Source organism: Chryseobacterium sp. IT-36CA2 (assembly GCF_949767875.1).
Classification (GTDB): domain Bacteria; phylum Bacteroidota; class Bacteroidia; order Flavobacteriales; family Weeksellaceae; genus Chryseobacterium.
This window is the reverse complement of the sequence record NZ_CATKPG010000023.1, coordinates 51,559-67,057: the sequence shown is the minus strand read 5'-3', so window position 1 is coordinate 67,057 and position 15,499 is coordinate 51,559. Positions and strand designations below refer to the sequence as shown.

General features: G+C 36.0%; 12 protein-coding genes. 4 read left to right on the top strand and 8 right to left on the bottom strand.

Annotation, left to right across the window (positions count from 1 at the left end):
- Positions 1-61 precede the first annotated feature (61 nt).
- The 4 genes from ACM6F9_RS17200 to ACM6F9_RS17185 form a co-directional block, all read right to left on the bottom strand.
- A complete protein-coding gene (locus ACM6F9_RS17200; protein ID WP_414846847.1) occupies positions 62-1,714 on the bottom strand; it encodes a RagB/SusD family nutrient uptake outer membrane protein in 1,653 nt (550 codons plus the stop codon).
- 11 nt (positions 1,715-1,725) lie between these two features.
- Entirely contained in the window at positions 1,726-4,467 is a 2,742-nt protein-coding gene (locus tag ACM6F9_RS17195; protein WP_414846846.1) for a SusC/RagA family TonB-linked outer membrane protein, read from the bottom strand.
- A 271-nt stretch (positions 4,468-4,738) separates the two neighbouring features.
- The gene (locus ACM6F9_RS17190; protein WP_414846845.1) at positions 4,739-5,467 is read right to left on the bottom strand and encodes a ZIP family metal transporter; all 729 of its coding nucleotides are present in this window, start codon (positions 5,465-5,467) and stop codon (positions 4,739-4,741) included.
- The gene (locus tag ACM6F9_RS17185; RefSeq protein ID WP_414846844.1) at positions 5,467-6,192 is read right to left on the bottom strand and encodes a class I SAM-dependent DNA methyltransferase; all 726 of its coding nucleotides are present in this window, start codon (positions 6,190-6,192) and stop codon (positions 5,467-5,469) included. The genes ACM6F9_RS17190 and ACM6F9_RS17185 overlap by 1 nt, the downstream gene beginning before the upstream one ends.
- 137 nt (positions 6,193-6,329) lie before the next feature.
- On the opposite strand from ACM6F9_RS17185, the gene ACM6F9_RS17180 reads away from it, so the two are divergent.
- Entirely contained in the window at positions 6,330-7,493 is a 1,164-nt protein-coding gene (locus ACM6F9_RS17180) for a THUMP domain-containing class I SAM-dependent RNA methyltransferase (RefSeq protein WP_414846843.1), read from the top strand.
- Positions 7,494-7,620: 127 nt separating this feature from the next.
- Complete coding sequence (locus ACM6F9_RS17175) at positions 7,621-8,889, top strand: T9SS type A sorting domain-containing protein (RefSeq protein WP_414846842.1); 1,269 nt, start codon at positions 7,621-7,623, stop codon at positions 8,887-8,889.
- 842 nt (positions 8,890-9,731) lie between these two features.
- Here ACM6F9_RS17175 and ACM6F9_RS17170 read toward each other — a convergent pair.
- Both ACM6F9_RS17170 and ACM6F9_RS17165 read right to left on the bottom strand, forming a co-directional pair.
- Positions 9,732-10,538 carry a helix-turn-helix domain-containing protein gene (locus ACM6F9_RS17170; protein WP_414846841.1) on the bottom strand — a complete coding sequence of 269 codons (807 nt, stop codon included), beginning with the start codon at positions 10,536-10,538 and terminating at the stop codon, positions 9,732-9,734.
- 39 nt (positions 10,539-10,577) lie between these two features.
- Positions 10,578-11,591, bottom strand: coding sequence for an SDR family NAD(P)-dependent oxidoreductase (locus ACM6F9_RS17165; RefSeq protein ID WP_414846840.1), 1,014 nt, complete (start codon positions 11,589-11,591; stop codon positions 10,578-10,580).
- A 208-nt stretch (positions 11,592-11,799) separates the two neighbouring features.
- On the opposite strand from ACM6F9_RS17165, the gene ACM6F9_RS17160 reads away from it, so the two are divergent.
- Positions 11,800-12,804, top strand: a complete 1,005-nt coding sequence (locus ACM6F9_RS17160) for a glycosyltransferase (RefSeq protein WP_414846839.1) — start codon at positions 11,800-11,802, stop codon at positions 12,802-12,804.
- An 80-nt stretch (positions 12,805-12,884) separates the two neighbouring features.
- On the opposite strand, the gene ACM6F9_RS17155 is transcribed toward ACM6F9_RS17160, so the two are convergent.
- On the bottom strand, positions 12,885-14,114 hold the full coding sequence (locus tag ACM6F9_RS17155; RefSeq protein WP_414846838.1) for an aminotransferase class I/II-fold pyridoxal phosphate-dependent enzyme: 1,230 nt from the start codon (positions 14,112-14,114) through the stop codon (positions 12,885-12,887).
- Between the two features lie 158 nt (positions 14,115-14,272).
- On the opposite strand from ACM6F9_RS17155, the gene ACM6F9_RS17150 reads away from it, so the two are divergent.
- A complete protein-coding gene (locus ACM6F9_RS17150) occupies positions 14,273-14,731 on the top strand; it encodes an Lrp/AsnC family transcriptional regulator (protein WP_414846837.1) in 459 nt (152 codons plus the stop codon).
- A gap of 33 nt (positions 14,732-14,764) precedes the next feature.
- Here the strand turns inward: ACM6F9_RS17150 and ACM6F9_RS17145 are convergent, their stop codons facing one another.
- Positions 14,765-15,496 carry a hypothetical protein gene (locus ACM6F9_RS17145; RefSeq protein WP_414846836.1) on the bottom strand — a complete coding sequence of 244 codons (732 nt, stop codon included), beginning with the start codon at positions 15,494-15,496 and terminating at the stop codon, positions 14,765-14,767.
- Positions 15,497-15,499 lie beyond the last annotated feature (3 nt).

The window sequence follows — 15,499 nt, the reverse complement described above, 5'->3', positions numbered from 1 at the left end:
CTTATAAAACGTTATGCGATATACATAAAAAAGCTCCGGATTCCGGAGCTTTTTTGTTTTTTTAATCTGGATTCTGCACCAGATTCGGTTGGATCTGTATTTGCTGCTCAGGAATATATTCTACCACTCTGTTATGGGTATAAGGTACCGTATAAAAGGGGGTGTTCCCGCTTAAATGGGTGCCGGGATATTGTCTGTCGAGATCAAGTTTATTTCTGAAGATATCATATCTTCTATGTCCTTCAAAAGCCATTTCCAGTCTTCTTTCCTGTAGAACAGCATCCAGAATAGTCTGTCCTGCAGGCACTGAATTATATACCGGTATTCCGGCTCTTGTTCTGATGGTATTTACGTCTGCGAGTGCTGAAGCGGTATTTCCTTTTTTCGCATTGGCTTCGGCTTTGTTCAGATATATTTCTGCCAATCTTATAACAACCGGAGACCACAATTGCGGAACTCCTTCTTGTAATGAACATTTTAAAACATAAAATTTAGGATATCCGTTTCTTTTATCCATATCATTATCCAGATAAACATAAGTTTTTCCACCAGTTGCATTTACAAAATAATAGTTTGTTTTATTGGGTGTTACTTCGGATTGTACCTGATAATTGATATTATTCATGGTAAAATAAGTATTTCCATTCTGCTGGAAGGTCTTTTGAAATTGATAACTGTAGGTTGCGGCACCAGATGAGTTGGTACCTTTTTGTACCCAATAGGCTACAGGAACTGCGGGACTGCTGTATTTTGGAGAAATAAACTTCAACCTTGCATCCTGGGGATTCTGATTGATAAGGTCCAGGTAAGAGGAAGAAGCGTACATTTCACCCCAGCCGACGTTCTGTATGGTGGCATACATAGAGCCTATAGTATACCAGCCATCACTATAGTCTCCATCTTTATTATATTTAAATGCAAAAATAGTTTCTGTATTGGTTTCAGGAGTTTTGGTGGCATAAGCAGGTAATTCTGTTTTAGACAGAAGTGTATATTTCCCGGAATTGATGACTTTATCAGCATATTCTATCGCTTTATCATTGTTTTCCATGTATAAATAGACTCTGGAAAGTAAAGCCTGTGCTGCCTCTTTGGATGCATATATGTTATCTTTATTCAGGGTCATCAATTGTTCTGCTTTCAGAAGATCATTGACCACTTGATTGTATATTTCTCCCACAGTGGCTCTGCCAGGCAAATCATTGACATCATCAGATAGTTTTAAAGGGACTCCAGAATTGGCTGCCCCTTGATTGTATGGCCTTCCAAATACATTAACCATAGAAAAGTATACATAAGCTCTCAAGAAATAATTTTCACCTATGAGCTGATCTGTTTCTGTGTCTTTTCCTTCGGCAACCTTTGATATCACTCTGTTACATCCAATAATAGCCTTGTATCCGGAGTTCCAGATGGTATTGGTGCGGCCGTTGTTTTTAATACTTTTGTAATTATAATAGTAAAAGAATGAATCGGTGGTAGTTCCGCTGATATCGATATTATCTCCACCATATTCACTGATTCTGTACAGGTTGTTGTAAAAGCCACCGCCATCAGCATCACCTTTAAGTAATGCATAATTTCCTAAGGTTATAGTCTTCAATCCTGTTGCATCTGCAAGAATAACCTCAGATTCCATTGAATCATAGGGTGAACGGTCTATGTTACATGCCGTTAATGATATTATGAGAATGGGAATAAGTATTTTTTTCATAATAATTTTTTTTAAAAAGAAAAGTTTAAGCCTAAAGAAAATCTTCTCGGAATAGGGTAGATAGCTCCTGCATTGCCAGAATAAGAGGTTTGGTTATCTGCATTACCAACTTCCGGATCCACTCCGGAGAATTTGGTGATGGTAAATAAATTTTCACCCATAATATAAATATTCGCCGATTTTATTTTCATCTTTTCTGTTAGAGATGCTGGAAAATTATATCCTATTCTCAGGGATCTTAACTTGACAAAGCTTGCGTCCTCAAGATAACGGGATGAAGGCTTATTTGTTAATGAATTATTGTTGTATACTGCAGCCGGATGGGTTGCAATATCCCCCGGTTTCTCCCATCTTGTCCATCCATCTTTTAAAGCCATCTGGTTGTAATAAGGATAGGCACCGTCTGAATCAAAATATTCTCTGTAAAAGTTATATACTTGCCCACCTTGTGAGAAATAAACATTAGCAGCAAGATAGAAATTTTTGATATTAAGATTAGTGCTTACAGAACCATAGTAATCTGGTGTTGCAGCTCCTACCACCTGTACGGTAGCCAGGTTGTATTTTGAGGTGGCACTTCTGCTTCCGTCCGGATTAATTACCTCCCATTGTCCTTCACCATTGTCAGGATTTACACCCAGCCACTTTCTCATATAGAAAGAAGTAACATCATACCCCTGTATAGCTACATGATAATTGTCCAATACCTGTGTACTGTTGTTTCGGGTAGAAAGTACATTGTTTTTATAGGTGCTGATATTGAACCCCAGATCCCAGCTGATATCTTTTGAACGAATAATGGAATAATTTACATTGAACTCCCAGCCTTTGTTTTTGACGTCACCTATATTCAGGTATTGTCTGTCAACACCTGTCAGTGATGGCAGGGGAACAAGAACCAGTAAATCTTTCGTTTTATTGTTAAAATAATCAATATTTAAAGTCAGTCTGTTATTAAAAGCCCTGATATCTGTACCGATATTATTCTGATAGATAGATTCCCAGGTTAGTCCAGCGTTTCCGAGCTGGAACCATGTTGCTCCTATCTGTCCGTTATATTTCTCTGTAAGTCTATATAGGTCCTGCCATCCGTAATCAGGACTGGGTGTATTTCCCACAAGTCCTCGGCTTGCTCGTAATTTCCATTCGTTAACAGGTTTTACTTTGAAAAAATTTTCTTTATTAATATTCCATCCTACACTATACGCATAGAATAAACCATTTCTTTTGTTGGCACCGAATGCAGAAGACGATTCGCTTCTTAAGGATCCCTGGATAAAATATTTTTTATCATATACATACTCGGTATTAAAGAGGAGAGCATTATAGGCGCGGTCAAGCTTTCTCCCTGTTGGCTTTTGTCCTGTGGTTGCACCGGTATTAAAAATATCTGTACCAGGTACAACGCCATAAACACCTGCACGTGATTCTTTATAGAATCTGTCAGTATATTCATACGCTGCTAATGCATTGATGTTATGATTTCCAAAATCCTTATCAAACCTCAGCATCTGATTGAAAAATTTGCTAATATCTTTTTGATAATTTTCTGTTAGCTGTCCTTTATTACTTGTTCCGCTGATCGATCTGGGATCAGTATAGTACATGTTATCATAGTTTTTGTAGGTAACATTGTTTGTACTGATGAATTTGAGATAATCGGTAAACTTGATTTCAGCATCTAGATTTCCAATAAGGTCCAGCTGATTGCTTTTGCCATAGTTCCATTGAAGGTCATAAAGGTAATTGCTGTGATCCCGTCCGTACCAATCACCTGTGTAATTCTCATCAACCCTAATTAGGTTTCCATTGGAATCTCTGGGGTTATCCCACGGCATATTAAGGTACATTTCATAAAGGGAAGCCTGTGTATCTTTTCTCGTGGTATATGATAAACTGACTTTAGGTTTCAGTATCAACCATGGTTTTATGGTCTGTTCATGATTGATTCTGAATGAGAGCCTGTTAAATTCATCTCCTTTAACAGTTCCGGTTTCATTATAATAATTTCCTGAAATATAGGTTTTGGAATTGTTTGATCCGCCTCTGAAATCAATAGTATAATTTTGTACAACCCCTGTTTGCGTACCGTCTTTTAGCCAGTTGTAGCCATCGTTTCTAAGTGTTTCGGGGATTGCTGGGGCTCCTTTTAATGAGGTGAAATAATCATACAGCTGCGTTCCGTTCATAAGTTTGAAGCGCCCGTTATTAAACATATTAAAAGAATTAGTAAGAGAGGCACTTAATGTTCCTTTTCCAGAATTTCCAGATTTGGTAAACACCTGTACAATACCATTTGCAGCTTTGGAGCCATACAATGCTGTAGAAGCAGCATCCTTTAATATGTTGATACTTTCAATCTGATTAGGATCCAGGTTGGGAGCATAGGGCATTACTACACCATCCACGACCCAAAGAGCATTACTGGGGCCGTTAATAGTGGAAGTACCCCTGATTTTTACAGTAGCTACAGAACCTGCAGAACCTCCACCAGGTAAGATCTGAACCCCGGCAGCTTTTCCCTGCAGAAGACCGGATACACTGGAAGTGTTGGAATCCTGGAGTTTTTTGTCAGAAATAACAGAAACGGCAGCGGTAAGGCTGGACCTTTTTTGTGTCTTGTAACCGATAATTACAATGTCATCAATCTTTTTTTCTTCTAAAGAATCTGTTTTCTTCGTAGTCTGTGCCGCTATGAAACCGGTCATTAAAAAAAAACAGACTGATGTTGCTAAGCTATTTTGTCTTTTCATACATTTTTAAGTACTATTGGTGTAGCTAATGTACAAAAAACAATGTATTGTTGTTATTACCGTGTTAAAAAATGTTAAACAATATATTTTTTTTATTTTATGATGTAAATATTTAATTTTTATTTATTTTTTTATGTAAAATATTTTTTTAAAAACAAGTTTTAACTTATTTGTCGAAGGTGCTATGAGTAAAGATTAATGAGAATAGTTGCGGAAAACACGCATTGTTAATACAATAAAAAAGCCCTGGACTCCAGAGCTTTTTTGTTTTTTAATGAGAATGAGCAGTAGGATGTTGATGGAAAACATGCATCATCAATGCAAGTGAAACTCCTAAAACAACCAGCCCGATTTTTACCCAATCTATATTGTGGTTTTTATTGCTTTCAAAAATGATTACTGATGAAATGTGAAGGAAAATTCCTCCTACAATAGCCAGAAAATAAGGCTGAAGATCAGGATTGAAATAGTTTCCTAACAACATTCCCATAGGAGAAGCCAATGCAAATAAGGCTACAATGAGAATAGAAGGATAGGATGAAGAACTTTTGGATTCTCCTTTTCTGTTAAATAAGAATGCTCCCAGAATAAATGAAATGGGAAGATTGTGAAATACAATTCCCCAAAGGTAAGGAGATATCTCGTGCTGTTCATTGGCAAGAGGAATTCCTTCAATGAAAGCATGGATAAATAATCCTACCATTAAAGCAACGGGAAGAATATTGTGTTCACTATGATGATGGAAGTGCCCATGTTCAAAACCTTTGGTAAGCGCTTCCAGAATCATCTGCAGAAGAACTCCTCCGATTACAAATATCCCAAGACTACTGCTTCCGGAAGAGGTATAAACCTGAGGGAAGACTTCGTTGAGACAGATTGTAATCAAAAAACCGGCACTTAATATCAGCAGATTTTTGGCCAGTTTTTCTTTTTTACCAAAGTGTTTTCCCAAGAATACTCCTGTTACTACACTTAAAATCAGTAAAAGTACTGTTGTCATTATTTTTTCTTAAATAAATTGATGCAACGCGGAGAATTTTCTTTCTTAAATTCATTCAGCTGATAATCTCCCCAGATTTTTATTCTTTCAAAACCACATTCGGAAGCATAGTTGTGGATGGCTTCCAGCGTGTGAAGCTTTACCTTTTCAAAGAAATGAAACGGCTTACCGTCAGCCTCAAAACGGATATCTTTAATGATATGTCTGCCCTCGATCTTTTTTAGAATCTTAAAATCAATATCACCACGGGTTATTGTTGTTTCAGGAACTAAAGTATTTCTTACATATTCTTCGTTCAGATAATCAAGAACAAAATAGCCTCCGGGCTTTAATGCATTGTAAACCGATTGGAATACTTTTTTATCATCGCTTTCATTATCAAAATATCCAAAACTTGTAAATAAGTTGAAAACAGCATCCATTGGATCTGCGTCAATTGGGTTTCTCATGTCATGAACTTCAAAAATCAAGGTCTGATTTTCAAATTGTTTGTCGGATTCAATACTTTGTCTTGAAAGGTCAAGCCCCAAAACATCATACCCTAATTTATTAAGAAAAACCGAGTGTCTTCCTTTTCCACAGGCAAGATCTATGATTTTCGACTGAGGCGGCAACTGAAGGTCCGCAGTGAGCTTTGTAATGAAGTTTTCAGCTTCAGTATAGTCTCTGTTGCTATAAAGCAAATGATAATAAGGGGTATCAAACCAAGATTCAAACCATTCCATAATGCAAAAATAACTAAATTTGTGCGGTTAAAAGCAAAGTATTTTACAACATTAAGAGATTGAAAAATTCAATTGGACAATAAGTTGGATGGCTAATCTTTTAATTTTTAAAGCTTTAAATCTTTTAATTCAAACTTATGGATACAGAAAATATTAAAATACAGATAAAAACATTCTTCGGATTGGAGCAGATTCTGGCGGAAGAAATCAAAAAATTGGGCGGAAGGAATGTTGAAATTAAAAACAGAGCGGTAAATTGTGAAGGAGATCTTGGTTTTCTTTATAAAATCAATTACTCTGCAAGAACAGCATTGAAAATTCTGGTACCTATTCATGAGTTCAAAGCTTTTAATCAGCATCAGTTCTACGACAGACTGTTTAAGTTTGAATGGGAAAATTTCATGGATGTTGACCAGTCTTTTTCCATTGATGCTACTGTAAATTCTGAAACATTCAAGCATTCTCAGTTTGTAACTTTAAAAATGAAGGATGCTATCGTGGATTATTTCCAGGAAAAATTCAGAAGACGTCCGAATGTAGAAACCAGAAATCCGGATATCAAATTTCACCTTCATATTGACAGAGAATTGGTCATGATTTCCATGGATTCTTCTGGAGATCCTTTGTTTAAGAGAGGATACAGAAGAGAGCAGGGAGAAGCACCTATCAACGAAGTGTTGGCAAGCGGAATGCTTCAGCTTGCAGGCTGGGACGGAAAAGGAAATTTCCTTGATCCGATGTGTGGTTCAGGAACATTATTGATTGAAGCAGCAATGATCGCTATGGATCTTCCGGCTCAGATTTTCAGAAAGAGATTCGGGTTCCAGAATTGGAATAACTATGATGCGGATTTGTTTTCTAAAATCAAGGAATTCAGAATTAACAGAGTGAGACAATTTGATGGAAAAATTGTTGGGTATGATATTGACGCAAGAATGCTGAATGCTGCAAGAATGAATGTAGAGGCAGCGGAAATGGAAGATGTTATCGAGATTAAAAAACAAGACTTCTTTGAATCTAAAAAAGAACTTTTCCCATTATTAATGGTATTCAACCCTCCATACGACGAGAGAATTTCCATCAACGATGATGATTTCTACAAGAAAATAGGAGATACCTTTAAAACACATTATCCAAATACATTGGCTTGGCTAATCTCTTCAGATCTTGAAGCTGTTAAGAAAATCGGATTACGTCCTTCAAGAAAGATCAAACTTTTCAACGGAAAGCTGGAAACGAGATTCTTGCAGTATGAAATGTATGAAGGGACGAAGAAAGTACATAAACTGGAAGATAAATAAAAACTCAGATACAGCCCTTTCAAATCTGGAAGGGCTTCTTTATATCAATTATCTTTTAAATATCATTATCTGTGATGTTTTTTAGGTTATTTATTATATTTTTATCACAAATTTTTAAAACTAATACATGAAAAAAATCTACGCAGTTATTGCCTCGGTTATACTGCATTCTCAAATTTTTTCGCAAGTAACCACGGTTTCGACATTAGCGGGAAATGGAACAGAAGGATATGCGGACGGAAATGTAAACTCTGCAATGTTTAACCGTCCTGCTGGGGTTGCTGTAGACGATGCAGGGAATGTATATGTTGCTGATACAGGAAATTACCGGCTTCGCAAAATAACTCCATCAGGAAATGTATCTACTTTAGCTGGAGATGGCACGCAAGGGTTTGCAGATGGAAGCCCAAACAATGTTAAATTTAATGGTATTAATGATCTTATTGTTGATGCTTTTGGGAACATTTATGTATCAGATTTTTATAATAACAGAATCAGAAAAATAAGTCCATCAGGAGATGTTTCTACTTTTGCGGGGAACGGTACTGCTGGTTTTGTTGATGGTGACAATGCAACAGCGCAATTCAAAAATCCTGCTGGGATAGCAATCGACAAAGAAGGAATTATATATGTTGCCGATCAAAATAATAACAGAATAAGACGAATAACAGGAGGTCAGGTTACAACAATTGCTGGTGATGGAGTGGCTGGATATATAGATGGCAATGCATTATCAAGCAGGTTTGATTATCCAACAGACATAGAAGTAGTGGGGCAGGATCTATATGTAGTAGATAATTGGAATAATAAAATACGCAAAATATCGTCAGGTCAGGTTTCTACTGTTTCGGGAAGTAACTACGGATTTGCAGATGGAACATTGACTAATGCTAAGTTTTATAATCCGCTTAAATTGGTTTCAAATAAATCTGCTGATCTATTTATAACTGATACGATGAACAACAGAATTCGTAAAATCTCAGGAAATCAGGTTTCTACGTTGTCAGGAAGCATAGTAGGATTTGAAGATGGGATTGCCGGTAACGCAAAATTTTATAATCCAAATGGAATAACTATTGATAATCAGGGAAATTTATATATTGCAGATGTAGGTAATAATAGAATTCGTAAAATAATGATGAGTAGTGTACTTTCTACTAAGGAATTGATGAAAAATAGAGAGATGCTAATTTATCCCAATCCTGCAAAAAATGAATTCAGTTTACAATCTCTTACCAATGAATGGTTACTATTGACGGATATTTCAGGTAAAAAAATTCAAAATATCAATTTAAAATCCGGTAAAATTCAAAATGTGGACATATCTTCTTTGCCTAAGGGGGTTTATATTTTAACTGATGGAAAAACAAAATCTGCCAAAATTATTAAAGAATAATAGAATTAAGAAAATATAATATGATTGGGGATTTTTTAGATTTCATTTTTAATATATTCAGCATATTTCAGGGCGGTTCGGGATTATCACGATCAACTCCTGACAGAGAGAGTCTAAATTATGATGAGAAGCCTCAAAAGAAGGAATCAAAAAGATCCAGATATTTCACAGAGAAAGTAAGTACTGTAATACTGGCATTAGCTGCATTTTGGCTTTTTATTGTTTTTAAAGATCCTTTACCGGCCCAAAACTATACACCAACTTTAGTAGTAGCTTCTTTAATAGGAATCAGTATTTCGTTTTTAGTATTTTTTGTTCTGCATGTACTTGAACTTTATTATTTTAAAACCCTGTTTAAACTGATTCTTTTCAGCTGCTCAGTAATTACTTTTTTTATTTCTGCAGTATTATATATTTACTTTAAATCGGGATTGTTTATATAATGCGACAAACAGGTTTTAAAGTAAAAGTATAGAAACTGTATAGCCTGGATGATCTCTTTGGGCCTTGGAACGAAATTCTTGCAGTACGAAATGTATGAAGGAACGAAGAAAGTTCATAAATTGGAAGATAATAAATAATAAACTCTGAGATTAAAAATGTCCTGGAATTTTTTTGACATATTTGATGTTATTTTTGATTTACTAGATATGTTTGGTTCTGGATCAAAATCGTCACGGTCATCACAGTCAAAACCTGAAAGAAAAGCATTAAATCATAATGTAATATCTCAAAAGAAGAAGCCAGAAGATTTAAATACTTTAAAGAAAAAATAACTTCAGGAGTTATTAAAATCATAAAACAAAAAAGGTTGTACACTCGTTGGTACAACCTTTTTTGTTTTATCGTGTCAGTGAAGGAGCAAAACCATACTGTTTCTTAAAGGCATGTGAAAAATGTGACAAATCCTCAAAACCTACCTCCAGAAAGACGTCTGAAGGCTTTTTATTCTTTTCTGATAAATGATAATAGGCCAGTTCAAGACGTTTTTGGGTAAGCCATCGCTGTGGAGTCGTTTGGAAAATTCTTCTGAAATCACGGTTGAAAGTTGATAAGCTCCTTCCCGTCAGGTATCCGAACCTTTCTAATGGCATATTGAACATATAATTTTTTTCCATAAAATGAATCAGATCCACTTTTCCGGGTTCATCAAAATCTGAGAGTAAAGTATCGATATCGGGATCAATCTCCCTTAAAATACTGATTGCTTCTGTGATCTTTAAGTGGGCGATGTTTTCAGGAAATGGACCTTCAATCTCAAAATAAGGAATAAGAGAAGCAAGGCAGCTGTTCAGAAGCGGATGACTGCTGAAACGATGAATGCTGGACTCCCTATGTCCGTTTTTTCTTTCATAATCGACAGAACTGTAAAAATCTTTTAGCCTCTCCGTGGTAAGATGCATCACTACTGCTTTGTGTGGAAGCCCATCTTTAGGATAATTGATAATCGTGGCAAGATGATTTCTTGGGATCAGAAAAATATCTCCTGTTTTGAACAGATAGGTTTTATCTGCCTGAATAATTTTCGTTTCTCCTGATATGAACCATACCAGCATGTGATATTCAAAAACAGTTTCCGTTTTGAACAGCTTGTCGTCATAACTGGAAATTTTGATATCCGGTGTGAGGTATTGTATCTGGAAATCCATTGTCAAAAGTTTTCGTTACAAATGTATTTAAAAAAACAGTTATTGAGCATCAAAGCTGAATCCCAGCATTTCTTCACTTAATTTCCATAAGCGCTCAGCATTGTTTTTGTCAATAGAATAGGGCTGTACTCCGTGGATGGTTGCGGGCTCATCAAATCTATGCTCAATTTGTCCTCTGTCTATTTCCGCAATATCACAGTTTTCACAATACACACCACCTATTTCATTAAGTTGCGGACTTACAGCACACCAGACTGTTGTTGCAGCTCCTTGTGGAATGGTTTTTAATCGTGCCTCCACTTCAGGCTTGATATTTCCGTTTTCATCGTGGGTTCCGAGTTGTTTGTAAAGCTCAATAGGCTCTTCTCTGCCCAGATCCGTTCCATAGACAGACCCTGGATGAAGGGAATAAGCTCTGATATTGAATTCTTTTCCTCTTTCATCAAGTTCTACGGCAAACAGATTGCAGGCTGTTTTGGATTGACCGTAACCGGAAAGGGTATCGTAATCTCTTTTTTCAAAATTAGGATCTTCAAAATTAAAAGGTGCCATCTGATGCCCGTAGGAAGAAACACTGATAACCCTTGCTCCATTTGCTTTTTTAAGGGCTAGCCATAATTTCGACGTAAGATGAAATTGTCCAAGATAGTTTGTTGCTAGTTGAGATTCAAAGCCCCTGTTGTCTCTTCGAAGAGGAACCCACATGATTCCTGCATTATTAATCAGAAGATCCAGACTTTTACCAGATGAGATAAATCTTTCAGCAAAAGCATCAATAGAAGCCGGATCCATCAAATCCATTTTTTCAAGTTCAAAATTTTCAAGTCCTGCAAGGTTCTTTCCTGCTTTTTCAATATCTCTTGCGGGAATAATAACGTGGGCTCCGGCTGAAGTAAGGATCTTTGTGGTTTCAAGACCGATTCCTGCGTAACCGCCGGTTATGATCACCGTTTTTCCGGTAAGATCGACTCCTTGAATAACTTCCTGAGCTGTTGAAGAAGCATTAAAGCCTGATTGAATAGGTTGCTGCAATGAGCTGATAATAGGTTCCATTTTTTGTTGGTTTAAATTTCTATAGCAAAATTAGGAGGGATTTTCGGTCTTCATTTTGTTTAAAATGTCAAATAACTTGGCTCAGAATTTCATTGGTAATTTCCTTTGATTAAGATGAATATCATTTCACATCGTTAATTTCTCCGAATAAGCTGTTAAACTGTTTGTAGGTTGTCCTGCGAATAAGTAATTTTGAAAAATTTTCAATTTGAAGCCTACTATTTCCATTGTTGTTGCCATTTACAACCGAAAAGATGAACTTTTTGAGTTGCTGACCTCCCTTACCCAGCAGACGGATAAGGAGTTTGAGATCATTATCGTAGATGATGGCTCCTTGATTGATTTGAAACCGACCATCAAAAATTTTGATGAAATTCTGGATATCAAATATTTCAGAAAAGATAATTCAGGACCGGGATTGACGAGAAATTATGGAGCAGCAAGAGCAGCTAATGAATGGCTGGTATTTGTAGACAGTGATGTCATTGTTGAAAAAGATTATATCGAACATATTAAAAATGATATCCTGACCATTCCTTGTGATGCGTTTGGAGGGGCGGATAAAGCTCACAAAGGATTCAATCTGATGCAGAAGGCTATTTCCTATTCCATGACTTCTGTTTTTACAACCGGAGGAATCAGGGGAAGCAAGAAAGCGGTTTCTAAATTTCAACCCAGAAGTTTTAATATGGGTGTGAAAAAGGCTGTTTTTGAAAAAGTAAGTGGGTTTTCCGAAATGAGAATAGGTGAGGATCCGGATCTTTCCATGACCCTTTGGGAAAACGGATTTATCACTGCTTTTTTTGATGATATTGCCGTATATCATAAACGTAGAGTTGACTTTGGAAAATTCTCCAAGCAGGTCTATCAGTTTGGCTGTGCAAGACCAATTCTTAATCAGAGACACCCGAATTATGTAAAAATTTCTTTTGCATTTCCTACCTTATTTATGTTAGGATACATTATGGGCTTTCTTGAGTATTTTATGATGGGAAGAGGAATTATCCTTTCTTTCTATGGATTGTATACCTTTTTAGTGCTGTTTCATGCTTTATTACTGACTAAAAATATCAGCATTGCCGGTATGGCGGTTATTTCCACTTATATTCAGATGTTTTCTTACGGATATGGTTTCTTAAAATCCTGGATTTTGCTGAATATTTTCAGAATGAAACCTGAAGAAGCTTTTCCGCATCATTATTATAAGAAGTAACACGGGTAATTATCTGTAAAAGATATTTCAATAAAATAAAAAAAAGGCTGTTTCAAACGAAACAGCCTTTTACAATAAATTTAGATGATAGAAATGTTTTCATGGTGGTTGAGAACTCCTACTTTCAGCATACACTCCTTCATTTTTTGGTAAGTTCTTTTAATATCGTGGTCAAGACCAATGGAGAATCTGATCAGCCCGTCGGAAATACCTATAGAAGCTCTTTCTTCTTCAGGGATTTCAGATGAGGTAGATTTTCCTGAGCATGAGAATAAGGTTTTATAGAACCCTAAGCTCACGGCAAGATAACCCAGATTTTCTGTCTGCATCAGTTCCATCAGTTCGTTTGCTTTTTCTGTTGTTCCGGCATCCAGAGTCAGTAATCCTCCGTATCCGTATTCTTCATGAATCATGCTTTTCATTAATTCATGGTTTTTATGAGATGGCAATCCGGGATAAGATACCTTTAATCCGTCTTTTTCAAATCTTTCTGCTAGATACATTGCATTGTGACTATGCTGTTTGATTCGAATATGTAATGTTCTCAGGTTTTTTAGAATGCTTGACGATCTTAGGCTGTCCATCGTTGGCCCAAGAAGCATGCATGCTCCGGAATTGACATTTTTGGTATCATCAATAAATGCCTGGCTGGCACAATATACACCGCCTACTGTATCACTGCTTCCGTTGATGAATTTTGTTAAACTGTGAATCACAACATCGGCCCCAAATGATATTGGAGAGATAGAAAGAGGAGAGAAAGTGTTATCTACGATCAGTTTCAGATTGTGTTTTTTACAGATTTCAGAAAGTTTTCTAAGGTCAGCTACTTCAAGAAGCGGATTGCTTACACTTTCACAATAGATCACTTTCGTATTAGGAGTGATGGCCTTTTCTATAGATTCAAAATTGTTGATATCAACAAAGCTAGTTGCTACATTGAACTGAGGTAAAAAGTTTTTAAGGAAAGCATAAGTTCCTCCATAGATCGTTCTGCTTGAAATAATATGGTCTCCACTTTTACACACCTGCATCAAAACAGAAGTGATCGCTCCCATTCCGGATGCTGTAACGTTGGCAGATTCTGTATTTTCCAGCTTGGCAAGAGCCTGAGCCAGATAAAGATTCATCGGGGATGAATGTCTGGAATACAGGTAGCATCCTTCCGCATTTCCTTCGAAAGTATCAAACATAGTCTTTGCAGAAAGAAAGGTATAGGTAGAGCTGTCTGAGATAGAGGGATTCACTCCTCCGAATTCACCAAAATACTGAAGATCCTGGATCTCGTTGGCTGCGTTAAAGTTTTCCATAAATATTGTTTTTATTTTATTGTCCCAATTTGCATTAATTTGCTAATTATTACAATAGAAATTTGAATTTATAGAATATAAAACTGTAAAATATTGTTTATTTAGAAAAAATAATTAGTATCTTCGAAAATATTAAATTTTTACCAAAAAAATATCTAATGGAACTTGACGAAACTGATAAGAAACTCCTGTTTTTTTTGCAGGAAGACTGTAAACAAACAACCAAAGAGCTGTCCGGTAAGCTTGGATTATCTGTTACAGCTGTTTATGAGCGTGTGAAAAAGCTTGAAAATGCAGGCGTGATTTCAAAATATGTAGCCTTGCTGGACAGGAGTAAAGTTAAGAAAAATTTTATTGTTCTGTGTCATGTAAAACTAAGTCAGCACAAGAAGGAATTTGTACTGCAGTTTGAAAAAGAAGTGATGGATCTTCAGGAAGTTACGGAATGCTTTCATGTAAGCGGAGACTATGATTATATCCTTAAAATAGGGGTGAAAGATATTGAAGACTACCGCAGTTTTATGTTGACGAAGCTTACAACGCTTCAGCACATCGCAAGTACACACAGCTCATTTATGATTTCCGAAGTGAAAAATACAACAGCCATTGTTTTATAAATCTTGAAAAATTTATGATAAAAAGAGATTGGTTCAGATCGTTTTTTCGTTCGTGAAAAAAGTAACTATTTCTGGTTTCTGTATCAGCTGTTCTACATAAGACTTCAGTGTTTCAGAGGTCAGATCTGTTGTATTATTAATTTGCATGCTTCGAAGACTGCCGTCTTTTTGTGGAGCGATCAGAATAATATTACCATATTTTAGATGATAGAGCTTCATGTTTACAACCGCAAAATCTTCCTTTTCAAGAGTAGTAAAGGCGGAGAAGTCAATTCTGTTATTGGAAGTTTTTACAAATCCCTGTCCAATTACATCCGGGAAGTTTCGTGAAATAATATTCATTTTACTGGATGTATATTCTTTGTCATCAATAAAATCTGTAAGAACCAGAATTGTAAAAAATACTCTGTCTTTATTTTTAATTTTATGTGAATTTAAAGATCCCCAATTGTTTTCTACAAAACTTGTATATACGATTCTTTTGCCCTGAAGTTTGAGTCCGAAAAAATTTCCCAATGTTCCCACTCCTTTAAAGCCATTTTTCTGGATGCTATCATAAATAGGATAGGGAAAAATGCCATAGGTAAAAGGCCCTGAATCTTTATTTTCTACTTTGAGCTCTTCTCCCATTCTTTTAAAATCTAAATCTTCTTTTTGATTCTGGGCTCTCAGCTGTTTTTCTCTTATTATTTTTATTTCTTTACCAGATTGAGCAAAAGAAAGGCTTGCAATAAAGATTAAAATGAGAGTTAAATAGGGTTTCATGTT

Bases quoted from the DNA above. Each gene is read 5' to 3' on its own strand.
- ACM6F9_RS17200 (WP_414846847.1), bottom strand. From the start codon at position 1,714: ATGAAAAAAATACTTATTCCCATTCTCATAATATCATTAACGGCATGT.
- ACM6F9_RS17195 (WP_414846846.1), bottom strand. From the start codon at position 4,467: ATGAAAAGACAAAATAGCTTAGCAACATCAGTCTGTTTTTTTTTAATG.
- ACM6F9_RS17190 (WP_414846845.1), bottom strand. From the start codon at position 5,467: ATGACAACAGTACTTTTACTGATTTTAAGTGTAGTAACAGGAGTATTC.
- ACM6F9_RS17185 (WP_414846844.1), bottom strand. From the start codon at position 6,192: ATGGAATGGTTTGAATCTTGGTTTGATACCCCTTATTATCATTTGCTT.
- ACM6F9_RS17180 (WP_414846843.1), top strand. From the start codon at position 6,330: ATGGATACAGAAAATATTAAAATACAGATAAAAACATTCTTCGGATTG.
- ACM6F9_RS17175 (WP_414846842.1), top strand. From the start codon at position 7,621: ATGAAAAAAATCTACGCAGTTATTGCCTCGGTTATACTGCATTCTCAA.
- ACM6F9_RS17170 (WP_414846841.1), bottom strand. From the start codon at position 10,538: ATGGATTTCCAGATACAATACCTCACACCGGATATCAAAATTTCCAGT.
- ACM6F9_RS17165 (WP_414846840.1), bottom strand. From the start codon at position 11,591: ATGGAACCTATTATCAGCTCATTGCAGCAACCTATTCAATCAGGCTTT.
- ACM6F9_RS17155 (WP_414846838.1), bottom strand. From the start codon at position 14,114: ATGGAAAACTTTAACGCAGCCAACGAGATCCAGGATCTTCAGTATTTT.
- ACM6F9_RS17150 (WP_414846837.1), top strand. From the start codon at position 14,273: ATGGAACTTGACGAAACTGATAAGAAACTCCTGTTTTTTTTGCAGGAA.
- ACM6F9_RS17145 (WP_414846836.1), bottom strand. From the start codon at position 15,496: ATGAAACCCTATTTAACTCTCATTTTAATCTTTATTGCAAGCCTTTCT.